General features: G+C 66.8%; 12 protein-coding genes. 8 read left to right on the plus strand and 4 right to left on the minus strand.

Going from position 1 to position 12,521, the window contains the following annotated elements:
• The first annotated feature begins 13 nt into the window (after positions 1–13).
• The 6 genes from hutI (at position 14) to CR918_RS11355 (ending at position 9,103) form a co-directional block, all read left to right on the plus strand.
• A complete protein-coding gene (hutI, locus tag CR918_RS11330; RefSeq protein WP_080148874.1) occupies positions 14–1,237 on the plus strand; it encodes an imidazolonepropionase in 1,224 nt (407 codons plus the stop codon).
• Positions 1,234–2,775, plus strand: a complete 1,542-nt coding sequence (gene hutH / locus CR918_RS11335) for a histidine ammonia-lyase (protein WP_099842961.1) — start codon at positions 1,234–1,236, stop codon at positions 2,773–2,775. Before hutI ends, hutH begins: the two co-directional genes overlap by 4 nt.
• Entirely contained in the window at positions 2,772–3,626 is an 855-nt protein-coding gene (gene hutG, locus CR918_RS11340) for an N-formylglutamate deformylase (RefSeq protein WP_032976262.1), read from the plus strand. The genes hutH and hutG overlap by 4 nt, the downstream gene beginning before the upstream one ends.
• Positions 3,623–5,290, plus strand: coding sequence for a urocanate hydratase (gene hutU, locus CR918_RS11345; protein WP_099842963.1), 1,668 nt, complete (start codon positions 3,623–3,625; stop codon positions 5,288–5,290). The genes hutG and hutU overlap by 4 nt, the downstream gene beginning before the upstream one ends.
• Before the next feature lie 151 nt (positions 5,291–5,441).
• Positions 5,442–6,878 carry a serine hydrolase domain-containing protein gene (locus CR918_RS11350; RefSeq protein ID WP_099842965.1) on the plus strand — a complete coding sequence of 479 codons (1,437 nt, stop codon included), beginning with the start codon at positions 5,442–5,444 and terminating at the stop codon, positions 6,876–6,878.
• Positions 6,879–6,994: 116 nt separating this feature from the next.
• The gene (locus CR918_RS11355) at positions 6,995–9,103 is read left to right on the plus strand and encodes a TonB-dependent receptor family protein (protein WP_099842967.1); all 2,109 of its coding nucleotides are present in this window, start codon (positions 6,995–6,997) and stop codon (positions 9,101–9,103) included.
• 41 nt (positions 9,104–9,144) lie between these two features.
• Here CR918_RS11355 and CR918_RS11360 read toward each other — a convergent pair whose 3' ends face one another.
• The 3 genes from CR918_RS11360 to CR918_RS11370 are packed head-to-tail and all read right to left on the minus strand — an operon-like array spanning position 9,145 to position 10,832.
• The gene (locus CR918_RS11360) at positions 9,145–9,660 is read right to left on the minus strand and encodes a hypothetical protein (RefSeq protein ID WP_099842970.1); all 516 of its coding nucleotides are present in this window, start codon (positions 9,658–9,660) and stop codon (positions 9,145–9,147) included.
• Positions 9,661–9,708: 48 nt separating this feature from the next.
• Positions 9,709–10,404: a hypothetical protein gene (locus tag CR918_RS11365; protein WP_223486024.1), complete on the minus strand. Its 696-nt coding sequence runs from the start codon at positions 10,402–10,404 to the stop codon at positions 9,709–9,711.
• Positions 10,405–10,454: 50 nt separating this feature from the next.
• Positions 10,455–10,832 carry a VOC family protein gene (locus CR918_RS11370; protein WP_099842974.1) on the minus strand — a complete coding sequence of 126 codons (378 nt, stop codon included), beginning with the start codon at positions 10,830–10,832 and terminating at the stop codon, positions 10,455–10,457.
• Positions 10,833–10,998: 166 nt separating this feature from the next.
• Here CR918_RS11370 and CR918_RS11375 point away from each other — a divergent pair, with 166 nt between their 5' ends.
• Positions 10,999–11,307: a hypothetical protein gene (locus CR918_RS11375; protein ID WP_033831474.1), complete on the plus strand. Its 309-nt coding sequence runs from the start codon at positions 10,999–11,001 to the stop codon at positions 11,305–11,307.
• A 12-nt stretch (positions 11,308–11,319) separates the two neighbouring features.
• On the opposite strand, the gene CR918_RS11380 is transcribed toward CR918_RS11375, so the two are convergent.
• Positions 11,320–11,898: a TetR/AcrR family transcriptional regulator gene (locus CR918_RS11380; RefSeq protein ID WP_099842976.1), complete on the minus strand. Its 579-nt coding sequence runs from the start codon at positions 11,896–11,898 to the stop codon at positions 11,320–11,322.
• A 69-nt stretch (positions 11,899–11,967) separates the two neighbouring features.
• Here CR918_RS11380 and CR918_RS11385 point away from each other — a divergent pair, with 69 nt between their 5' ends.
• On the plus strand, positions 11,968–12,513 hold the full coding sequence (locus CR918_RS11385) for a thioesterase family protein (protein ID WP_099842978.1): 546 nt from the start codon (positions 11,968–11,970) through the stop codon (positions 12,511–12,513).
• Positions 12,514–12,521 lie beyond the last annotated feature (8 nt).

Raw genomic sequence — 12,521 nt, forward strand, 5'->3', positions numbered from 1 at the left:
CGTTCTGGATGCCATGCACGTCGATACCCTCTGGTCCAACGTCCACCTGATGACCCTCGATGGCGAGGGCCTGGGTGTCCTGCGCGATGGAGTACTGGCCGCCACCGATGGCCGCATCGTGCACGTCGGCCCCGCCGGCAGCGATGCCGACCTGCAGCCGACCACCCGCATCGACGGCGAAGGCCGATGGATCTCGCCTGGTCTGATCGATTGCCACACCCACCTGGTCTACGCCGGCAACCGCGCCAACGAATTCGAGCAGCGCCTGCAGGGCGTGAGCTATGCCGAGATCGCCCGTGCCGGTGGCGGTATCGTCTCTACGGTGCGCGCCACCCGTGCTGCCTCGCCAGAGCAGTTGGCACGCGAGAGCCGCCCGCGCCTGCTGGCGATGCGCGCCGAAGGCGTAACCACCATCGAGATCAAGTCCGGCTACGGCCTGACCCTGCAGGACGAGCGCAAGCAGTTGCAGGTGGCACGAGCGCTGGGCGAGGAATGCCGGGTGAACGTGGTGCCGACCTTCCTCGGTGCGCACGCGGTGCCGCCCGGTCGCGAGGCGCAGGAATACACCGATGAGGTGTGCGAGGTGATGATTCCGGCCATCGCTGCAGAAGGCCTGGCCGAGGCCGTGGACATCTTCTGCGAGAACATCGCGTTCTCGCCGGCGCAGGCCCGCCAGGTATTCGACGCTGCGCGTGCGCATGGTCTGGCGATCAAGATCCACGCCGAACAACTGAGCAACCAGCATGGCGCCGAACTGGCGGCCGGTTTCGGCGCGCTGTCGGCGGACCATATCGAACACCTGGACGACGCCGGCATCGCCGCGATGGCCGCCGCCGGTACCGTCGCCGTGCTGCTGCCGGGCGCGTTCTACTTCACCCGCGATACCACCCTGCCGCCAATCGCCGCGCTGCGTGCGGCCGGCGTGCCGCTGGCACTGGCCACCGACAGCAACCCCGGCACCTCGCCGCTGACCAGCCCGCTGCTGGCAATGAACATGGGCGCCACCCTGTTCCGCCTGACCGTGGACGAGTGCATCGCCGGCTTCACCCGTGAAGCGGCGCGTGCGCTGGGCCATGGCGAGCGCATCGGCCGCCTGGCCGTCGGCATGGACTGCGACCTGGCGATCTGGGACATCGACGCCCCCGCCGACCTGGTCTATCGCATTGGATTCAACCCGCTGCACGCGCGCGTGGTGCGCGGACAGCCCGACCTGCCTGCCTCCTGGAGCAACACATGAGCAACACCCTGGTTCTTCGCCCCGGCCATGTCACCCTCGCCCAGTGGCGGCAGGCGTATCGCGGTGCGCCGCTGTCGCTTGACCCGGCCGCGTTGCCGGCGGTGCGTGCCAGTGCCGCAACGGTGGCTGCCATCGTCGCCAAGGGCGCACCGGTGTATGGCATCAACACCGGTTTCGGCAAGCTGGCCAGCGTGCGCATCGAGCGCGAGGACCTGGCCACCCTGCAGCGGAACATCGTGCTCTCGCATGCCGCGGGCGTGGGCGAGCCGATGCCGGCGAATGTGGTGCGGCTGATGATGGCGTTGAAGCTGGTCAGCCTGGCCCAGGGTGCTTCCGGCGTGCGCGAGGAAACGCTGCTGCTGCTGGAAGCAATGCTGGTGAAGGGCGTACTGCCGGTGGTGCCGGCGCAGGGCTCGGTCGGTGCCTCGGGCGACCTGGCACCGCTCTCGCATCTGGCCAGCGTGATGATCGGCGTCGGCGAGGCCTTCGTCGGCGATGAACGCCTGCCCGCCGTGGACGCACTGGCACGCGCCGGCCTGCAGCCGGTGGAACTGGGCGCGAAGGAAGGCCTGGCCCTGCTCAACGGCACCCAGTTCTCCACCGCGTACGCACTGGCCGGCCTGTTTGAGATCGAAACCGTGTTCCAGGCCGCACTGGTCACCGGCGCGCTGTCTGTGGAAGCGGCCAAGGGCTCGGATACGCCGTTCGATCCGCGTATCCATGCGCTGCGTGGCCAGCGTGGGCAGATCGCCACCGCCGCCACCCTGCGCACGCTGATGCAGGATTCGGGCATCCGCGAATCGCATCGTGACAACGACGTGCGGGTGCAGGACCCGTACTGCCTGCGCTGCCAGCCACAGGTGATGGGCGCGGCGCTGGACATCCTGCGCCAGGCTGCGACCACGCTGGAAATCGAAGCCAACGGCGTGTCCGACAACCCGCTGGTGTTCACCGATACCGGTGAGGCGCTGTCCGGCGGCAACTTCCACGCCGAGCCGGTGGCCTTCGCCGCCGACATGCTGGCGATGGCCGTGTGCGAAATCGGTTCGATCAGCGAGCGCCGCCTGGCGATGCTGGTCGACCCTGCGCTGTCCGGTCTGCCAGCCTTCCTGACGCCGCGTCCGGGTTTGAACTCCGGCTTCATGATTCCACAGGTGACCGCCGCTGCACTGGTCTCGGAAAACAAGCAGCGCGCCTACCCCGCCAGCGTCGATTCGATTCCCACCTCGGCCAACCAGGAAGACCACGTGTCGATGGCCGCGCACGGTGCACGCCGCCTGATGCAGATGGCCGAGAACGCGGCCAACGTGATCGGCGTCGAGCTGCTGGCCGCTGCGCAGGGCTGCGACTTCCATGCGCCGCTGCGCTCCAGCAAGGCACTGGAAAACGTGCGCGCCACGCTGCGTGCACAGGTGCCGATGCTGCAGGACGATCGCTATTTCCACCCGGACATGGTGATCGCAACCGATCTGGTCCGCAGCGGCGCATTGACCAAGGGCCTGGCCGAGCTGTTGCCCACGGTGGAACCGCAGGCATGAACGGCCATCCCGAATGGCTGACCGTGCACGAAGGCGACGCGCCGCTGATCGTCAGCTTCCCGCACACCGGCAGCGAGCTGCCGCATGACCTGATCGGCGATTTCCACTCGCCGTGGCTGGCGCGCCGCGATGCCGACTGGTGGGTGCATGAGCTGTACGACTTCGCACGCGGCATGGGCGCGACCACCGTGCGCTCGGCAATCTCGCGTTCGGTGATCGACCTCAACCGTGATCCCAGCGGCGTGTCGCTGTACCCGGGGCAAAACACCACCGGCCTGTGCCCGCTGACCACCTTCGACAACCAGCCGCTGTACCACGCCGGCCGCGAGCCGGATGACGCCGAGATTGCCCGGCGCCGCGACACGTATTTCGCGCCGTACCACAACGCACTGGCCACGCAGATCGCACGCCTGCGTGCACGTCACGGCACCGTGGTGGTGTACGACGCGCATTCGATCCGTTCGCACATCCCGCACCTGTTCGAGGGCGAGTTGCCGCAGTTCAATCTCGGCACCGCCGGGCCGTCCGGTGCACCGGACACCTCCTGCGACAACGCACTGAGCGATGTGGTGGAGAACCTGCTGGCGCTCAGCGGCATGAGCCAGGTGCGCAACGGCCGCTTCAAGGGCGGCTGGATCACCCGCCACTACAGCAGCATTGCCGGTGGTGTGCACAGCCTGCAGATGGAACTGGCCTGCCGCGGCTACATGCACGAACCACTACCCGACCAGGTGGACGAGCACAGCTGGCCCACCCCGCTCGACCCCGAACACGCCGCACCGCTGCGCCACACCCTGGCGCAGGTGCTCAATGCCTGCCTTGAATTCGCTACGAACCGGAGCGCCGCATGACCCGCAACGACCCGTCCCGCACCATTGCCGCACCGACCGGCACCACGCTCACCGCCAAGAGTTGGCTCACCGAAGCGCCGCTGCGCATGCTGATGAACAACCTGCACCCGGACGTGGCCGAGCGGCCGCAGGAGCTGGTGGTCTACGGCGGCATCGGCCGTGCCGCACGCGATTGGGAGAGCTTCGACGCCATCGTCGAAACCCTCAAGCGCCTGGACGACGACCAGACCCTGCTGGTGCAGTCGGGCAAGCCGGTGGGCGTGTTCCGCACCCATGCCGATGCACCGCGCGTGCTGATCGCCAACTCCAACCTGGTGCCGCGCTGGGCCAACTGGGATCACTTCAACGAGCTGGATAAGAAAGGCCTGGCGATGTATGGCCAGATGACCGCCGGCAGCTGGATCTACATCGGCGCACAGGGCATCGTCCAGGGCACCTACGAAACCTTCGTGGAAATGGGCCGCCAGCATTACAACGGCAGCCTGGCCGGCAAGTGGCTGTTCACCGGCGGGCTGGGCGGCATGGGTGGCGCGCAGCCGCTGGCCGCGGTGATGGCCGGCGCCTCCTGCCTGGCGGTGGAATGCCGCAAGAGCTGCATCGAGATGCGCCTGCGCACCGGCTACCTGGATACCTGGACCGACGATCTGGACGAGGCCCTGCGCCTGATCGAAGCATCGTGCACCGCCAAAAAGCCGCTGTCGGTGGGCCTGCTCGGTAACGTTGCCGACGTGCTGGACGAACTGCTGATCCGCGGCGTGAAGCCGGACCTGCTGACCGACCAGACCTCCGCCCACGACCCGGTGAACGGCTACCTGCCGCAGGGCTGGACGGTGGAAGAATGGGATGCCAAGCGCGTGACCGCCCCGAAGGAAGTGGAAAAGGCCGCGCGTGCGTCGATGGCCAACCACATCCGCGCCATGCTCGGTTTCCACTCGCTGGGCGTGCCTACCGTGGATTACGGCAACAACCTGCGGCAGATGGCGCTGGAAGAGGGTGTCGAGGATGCGTTCGATTTCCCGGGGTTCGTGCCGGCCTACATCCGGCCGCTGTTCTGCCGTGGCATCGGCCCGTTCCGTTGGGCGGCGCTGAGCGGCGACCCGGAAGACATCGCCAAGACCGATGCCAAGGTGAAGGAGCTGATTCCGGACAACCCGCACCTGCACCGCTGGCTGGACATGGCCGCCGAGAAGATCAAGTTCCAGGGCTTGCCGGCACGCATCTGCTGGGTCGGCCTGGGCGATCGTGATCGACTGGGCCTGGCCTTCAACGAGATGGTCGCCAACGGTGAACTGAAGGCGCCGGTGGTGATCGGCCGCGACCATCTGGACAGCGGCAGCGTGGCCTCGCCGAACCGCGAAACCGAAGCGATGGCCGACGGCTCCGATGCTGTGTCCGACTGGCCGCTGCTGAATGCCCTGCTCAACACCGCCAGTGGCGCGACGTGGGTGTCGCTGCACCATGGCGGCGGCGTGGGTATGGGCTTCTCGCAGCACGCAGGCATGGTGATCGTCTGCGATGGCACTGAAGCGGCGGCCAAGCGCATTGCACGCGTGCTGTGGAACGACCCGGCCACCGGCGTGATGCGCCATGCCGATGCGGGGTATGAGATCGCGATTGAGTGCGCGAAGGAGAAGGGTCTGGATCTGCCGGGAATCCTCGGCTGACCCAGCACCCGGGTAGTGCCGGCCGCTGGCCGGCACCGCCCGATGCGCTTTGGCTCTGGTAGATGCCGACCTTGGTCGGCACAACCCTCCTGGCTTGACCCTATCCCCCGCCGTGACCAAGATGCGCCATCGCCGCTGACGGATCACCGCGATGTACCGCACGCTCGCTGCTGCATTGCTCTGCGCCCTGTTTGCCACCCCGTTCGCCTCGGCGCGTGACGTCCCTGCCGGCCTTTCTTCCCGGCTCGACACCCAATTGCAGAGCAACCGCGAACGCTACGGCATCGCCGGCCAGGTGGTATTGGTCGCACACAACGGCAACGTGCTGTACGAGGGCGCCAGTGGTGAACGCGACCCGGCCACCCACGCGCCCGCCACCGTCGATACCATCTTCGCCGCGCAGTCGATGGCCAAGCTGCTGACCAGCACGCTGGTGATGCAGCTGGTGGACCAAGGCAAGGTGGATCTGGATGCCCCCGCCAGTCGTTATGTGCCGGCGCTGCCGTCCACGTGGCACGCCATCCACGTGCGTGACTTCCTCAACCACAGCTCTGGCATCGGCGAATACTACGACCGCGTGGACAACCGCTGGGTGAGCAAGGGCTACACCGGCGTAGCACCGGACCTTGCCGCCGCACTGAAGGTCGCTGGTTCGGCACCGATGCAGTTCGCCACCGGTAGCCGCGTGCAGTACACGCAGGCGAACTACCTGGTGCTCACCGCATTGCTGGAAACCCATTACGGCAAGCCCTATCCGGCCATTGCACGCGAACGCATCCTGCAGCCGCTGAGGATGACCAGCACCTCGTGGGGAGCAGCCAGCGTGCCGGCACAGCGCGCGGCAGTGCCGTACATCGGCAAGGACGGCCAGCTGCAGCCGGCCAATGAAGATCCATGGCCGCACTACGGTTGGGGCCATGCCGATCTGCAGACCACCGTGGGCGACATGAACCGTTTCCTGCAGGCGCTGGCGACCGGCAAGCTGGTGCGCACGGCCACGCTGGAAGCGCTGTGGCAGCCACAGACACTGACCGGCGGCGGCAGCAACTTCTTCTCCACCGGCTGGGATACGACCCGCAGCGATGGCTACACACAGGTCGGCCACGACGGTGGCACCCGCGTGCGTGCGCGGCTGGCCTACAAGGGCACGCTGGCCAGCGGCTACTGGGTGTTCGTGTACCTGACCAATGGCAGCGCCCGCAATGCCTGGTCGAGCACGCTGGTGGAAAGCACGATGGCAGTGGCTGCGCCAGGAGATTTTCCGCATGCAGCACTCTCCGAACGTTTGATCGGCTATGCCTTGACCGGTGACAGCGGCAGTGAAAGCAGCCTGCGTGCGTGGCTGAGCGAGAACAGTGGCATTGCATCCAACGAACTGGAGCGGGCCATCAATGCAACCGGCTACGCGATCCGCAACAATCTGGGCAACCGGCCCGCGCTCAAGGTCTTCGCCCTCAATACGGCCCTGTATCCCACCTCGGCCAATGCCTGGGACAGCCTTGCCGAATGCCATGCTGCGCTGGGCGAGAAGGAGACCGCTGATCGGCTGTATGCGAAGTCGAAGGGGCTGGCGAAAACCTCGCCGTAGATTCTTCTGTGAATCCACGCCACGCATCGGGGTGAGCCCATGCGCACCCGGTAGGTGACGTACCGCACTCGACCTGTTAACTTTCGCGCCTGTTTTTTGGTTTACAGACTGTCCGCATGCCCTTCCTGCCGCACCGCCCCACCCGCTCCCCGATGTCGCTGGCCATCCTGCTTGGCCTTTCCACCACCGCCCACGCCGCCCCACAGGCCACCACGCTGGACGCGGTGCAGGTCACTGCCGCCGATGCCAGCGCGCAGGCGCGCGAGGCACTGAAGCGCGTGCCGGGCGCCAGCAACGTGATCGACGTGGCCAAGGCGGACAGCCGCCTGTCCAGCAGCGCCGACGTGTTGGCCTACCAGCCCGGCATCAGCGCGCAGTCGCCGGGCAACGAAGGCACCAAGGTGTCGATCCGCGGCTCGGGCATCAACCGCGGCCCGGGTGCACACGCTTCCGGCATCGCGGTGTCGATCGACGGCCTTCCACTGACCGGCCCGGGCGGCACACCTTACGAACTGCTGGAACCGTTGTGGCTGTCGCGCGTGGAAGTGCTGCGCGGTGCCAACGGCTTCGAACGCGGCGCGCTGGCACTGGGCGGAGCCATCGACTACATCAGCCGCAGCGGTCGCGACTCGGCTGGCGTGCAGCTGCACTACGAAGCCGGCAGCCGCGGCTACCAGAAGCGCGGGATCAGCTGGGGCGGCGTCAGCGGCGATGTCGATTACTTCCTGGCCTATACCAATACCGAATTCGATGGCTACCAGCGCCATGCGGCCGGCGATGGCAAAGGCGCGATGGCCAACATCGGCTGGCAGATCACCCCCGATCTGCAGACCCGCTTCTTCGTGCGCTACCGCGAAACCAACCACGAGACACCCGGGCGCCTGACCCGCGAGCAGATCCGCAATGATCCGCGCGCGGCGAACGCGGCCAACCTGGCCATCGATGCGCGCCGCCCGCAGCCGGGCAGCACCTGGGTGGGCAATCTCACCACCCTGCAGATCGACGAGGATTCCTCGCTGCAGGCCGGGCTGGTCTATCACAAGTACCCGATGGACTTGAACGAGAGCCTGTACCGCCAGCAGCTGGACTACGCCAACCTCAATGCCACGCTGGACTACCGTCGCCGGCACACGCTGTTCGGTTTGGACAGCGAGACCACCATCGGGCTGCGCATTACCCACGACCTGGATGCCGATGTGCGCGAGTCGCTGCGCTTTGCCAACAACGGTTATGCCGCCGGCACCCGCACGCGCGACTTCCGCCACCACGGCACCAACAGCACGCTGCACATCGGCAACAACCTGGCCGTGAATGATCGCCTGCGCGTACAGACCGGCTTTGCACTGATCAATACCCGCCGTGATGTGCAGGTCACGTGGCCGAGCAGCGGCGGTCGCCTGCGAGACCACGACTGGGACTACGCGCCGCGGCTGGGCTTCACCTGGCAGCAGACGCCGCAGACGCAGTGGTTCGGCAACCTCAGCCGTTCGGTGGAATCGCCGCACCCGTGGTCGATGATCTGGGGCTCGAACCAGTACTTCGGCGCGGGCAATGGTCCGTCCACCGGCCGCCAGCGCGCGCCGGTGCCGATGCAGAACCAGACCGCCACCACACTGGAACTGGGCGCACGCGGCGAAGCGGCCCTGGGCCGCTGGGAACTGACCGGCTACTACGCGCACGTGAACCACGAACTGCTGAGCGTGGAACTACAGCCGGTCCCGAACCTGTTCATCGCTGAGAACAACGCCAGCCCCACCGTGCACCGTGGCATCGAGGCCGGGTTGGACAGTACCTTGTGGCATGCCGCACCGGGTCGTTTGTCGCTGCGCCAGGCGTATACCTTCAGCGACTTCCGCTACCGCCACGATGCACGTTTTGGCAGCAACCGCCTGCCCGGCCTGCCGCGCCACGCTTACCAGGCCGAACTGCGCTTCGACCACGCCTCGGGCCTGTATGCCGCACTGAACACCGAGTACGCCTCACGCATCGCGGTGGACTACGCCAACAGCTATTGGGCGGACAGCCACGTCATCTTCGGTAGTCGCATTGGTTACGACGCACCGGGCGGCCGCTGGCAGCTGTGGGCGGAGATGCGCAACATCGCTGACCGCCATTACGCCGCCACCGTCACCCCCGGTTACAACGATGCCGGCAAGGACGTGGCGCGCTCGACGCCCGGTGAAGGCCGCGGCGTGTATGCAGGCGTGCGCTGGCGCTTCGACTGATTCACAAGGGGAGCGCCGGGCATCGCCCGGCGCCCTATGGATCATGCAATGCGCCAGGACGGCAGGCGCTCGCTGCGCCGCCAGACAGTGGGCGCGAAACCCATCATCAACAGCCCTGCCAGCCACTTCGGCGACGTGCTGAGCAGTGTAGAGGCCAACGCGGCATCCAGCGGAGCGGCGTCCTCCTGCCACGGGTTATAGCCCAGATAGATGATGCTGCCCGCCCACCACAGCAGGGCCACCCCGATGCCCACCAGCAGCAGGGCCATCGTGCGGCAGGTCCAGCGCTGCGAGGTCGTCCCCCATTCGCGGGAAATGGCCACCAGCAGGCCGACCACCAGCAGCGACACCAAGGCCACCAGGCCGATGTCGACCTTGTGCCCGATGCGTTCATAGGTGCAGGCGCGGCACTGCGCTTCTTCGGCGGCCGCGTCTGTTGTAGGCGGGGTGGCCGTAGGCCCGGACTGGGCCAGCACCGCGAAGGGCATCAACAGGGCGAACATCGCCACCATCAGCCAACGAACGAACTTCCTGTTCCTGCGTGCAGCGACATCCATGCGCTTCTCCTTGCGTGTGATTGATATTAAACGTCGTGGCAGATCCTGTTACAACGCCTTCAATACCTGCATCAGGCTGACCGCATCCGGCGCCAACTGCTGCGCAAGCCAGCCCAGCCCGGCGAAAAACACCAGCAGGCCCAGCAGCGGCCAGATCGTATGGGACAGGCACAGCCGCCACCACCCCTGCGCCTGCATGCCCTGCATCCGCTTGTACAGACCCCCGGCGATGGCCGCATCCACCAGCAGCTCGGCCATCAGCACCGGCGCAGACCAGACTACCCAGACACTGGCCACGAGCACTGTAGCCACCAACGCCATGATTCCGAGAATGGCCAGCAACGGCAGGCCTGCCTCGCCGTCGGCCACGTCCAGCAACGATGCGCTGTCGGCGCTCGCGCTGGAGGACGCTGCGGCTTCGCCCCAGGAGGCGGACGCGCCACCACCGCCGGAATGCCCGCCGCTGCCGGTCCACGGCGATGCCTGGCTGTCACCGCCGCCGGGCGCGGAGCCCAACCCATCGGCCACCGCATCCCAGCGCCACCGGATCCAGACCCACATCAGCAGCAGGAACACGCCATAGGCGATCAGCACGGCCAGCGGATAGCGCAGCAGCATCGCGTCCATGCCTGCCAGGCGCAGCACGTGCGAGGCGAGGAACCCGGCGGCACCGGTCAGCACGACAATCACGGCCATCTGCAGCCGCGGCCAGCCACGATGCTGCAGCTGCCGACGTGCACGCATCGCTTCGCTGCTTCGGCTGCCCGTCATCGAAACGGGCTGGCGTCCGTGTTTCATGCCGCCGCCTTGGTCACCGCCTCGATGCGATGGCCATCTGGATCGATCACGAACGCAGCGTAGTAGCGCTCGCCATAGTCCGGGCGCAGACCGGCAGGTCCGTTGTCCTGGCCTCCGGTGGCCAAGGCCGCATGATGGAAGGTATCAACGGCCGCACGCGTAGTTGCCGTCAACGCCAGATGGAAGCCAGGTCCCGGCGCAACCGCATCGTCGCGCAGCTTCAGGCACAACAGGTCTTCATCCTCGACCAGGCCATAGCCGATCGCAGTGTCGTCTTCGAAAACGCGGCGGTAACCGAGTGCTGCAAGAACGGCATCGTAAAAGCGACCTGCACGCTCGAGATCGCGGACACCCAACGAGAGGTGGTGCAGCATGCAGACATCCTTGCCAAGCACGCGCGGGCTGCGCTGGCCGGATTCTACCCTGCCGTGGCGCCGCGTCTACAGATCACGTCCCGTCCAGTTTCCGCCGGATCCACGGCAACCGCAGTCCGGTGTGGATCCTATATTCTGGGCAGCCACGGAACGGATCGGCTCCTGCATGCAAGCGTCCCAGTTCACCCGTCCTGTTGCCATCGTCATGTTCCTGCCGATGATCGGCCTGGCAGGCTGGGGGTCGTGGTTCGCGACCTATTGCATGAGTGACGGCTGCCTGGGCGTGTTTGCACTTTGGCTTGGCGCAATGGCGGCCTTGTTCCTGCAGGCCCTGCTGGTCTTGCCTCTGCATGCCTGGGCACTGAAAAGGCAAGGGGCCGATGCGGCCAGCCGCTATGTACGCTGGCTGGTGGCATCCAGTATCGCTGTGATGGTGCCCATGTTTGCCGGGTGGGTCTACATGTTCTTCAAGTAGTCCGCGCGCCGCTCAGGCAGGCGGTGCGGCTGCCTTCAACAACTGCGCAGCCACCTGGTCGAACGGGGCGATGTCCTGCAGTGCGCGGCTCATCGCCACTGCGCCTTCCACACTGGCAATCACCAGGCTGGCCAGGCCGGTCGCCTGGGCAGGCGCGTGCCCATCGGCGACGAACGCCTCAGCCAGGTGCCCCTGCCAGCGGGCAAACACCTCGGCGGCCGCCGCACGTGGCTGGCTCGGCGTGGCCTCCACCGGCTCCTCGACGGCTGCCGCCAGCACCGGGCAGCCGGCACGAAAACCGGTGCGCAGCAGGCGCTCGCGCCACAGCGCCAGGAACTGCTGCAACCCCTGCACCGCGCCGCCCTTCAGCAGTTCGATCAGCAGCGCCTCCACCTTGTCGCCGGCCATCGTGGTGGCCCGTGCCAACAATTCCTGCTTGCCGCCCGGGAAGTGGTGATACGTGGACCCGAGCGGCGCATCAGCCAGTTTGGTCACTTCGCGGATGCTGGTCGCGTTGAGGCCCACCCGCGCGAGCATCTGCGCTGCGGCATCGATCACACGCTGGGGGGCATCGGACGATCGCGGGCTCACGGCCGGCTCCTTGCTAAGACAGTCGTCATAGACTAGCGTATCGACCGCTCTATAACAGTCGTCATAATCATGAATCTCTGGTTCCGCCTGCTCCACCTGCTGCTGCGCAGCCTGTTCCGGCCGAAGCTGGACGCCCCGTTCGGCGTCTCCCGCCTGCAGTTCCGGGTGCTGCCCAACGACCTGGACAGCAACCTGCACATGACCAACGGCCGCTACTGGAACATCTTCGACCTGGGCCGGCTGGACCTGATCCTGCGCATGGGCCTGGGCAAGGTGGCGCTGCGTGAGAAGTGGGCGCCGATTGTTGGCGCCGGCACCATCCAGTTCCGGCGCGAGCTGAAGCCGTTCCAGCGCTTCACCCTGGAAACGCGACTGGTCGGCTGGGTCGGCACACGCGGCATCATGGAGCAGCGCGTACTGATCGGCCCGGAGCAGAAAACCGCCACGCGTGCACTGCTGATCACCGGCATCTACGACCGCCGCGCACGTCAGTTCGTCGGCATGCCACAGATGATGGAATCGATCGGCGTGGTTGCTCCGCCCTCGCCGGCCCTGAGTGCGGCAGCCGAGGCGCTGCTGGCTGCCGATCTGGCGTTGAAGCTGGACCATGATTGACCCCTGCC

Source organism: Stenotrophomonas indicatrix, from assembly GCF_002750975.1.
In the GTDB taxonomy this organism is placed as follows: Bacteria; Pseudomonadota; Gammaproteobacteria; order Xanthomonadales; family Xanthomonadaceae; genus Stenotrophomonas; species Stenotrophomonas indicatrix.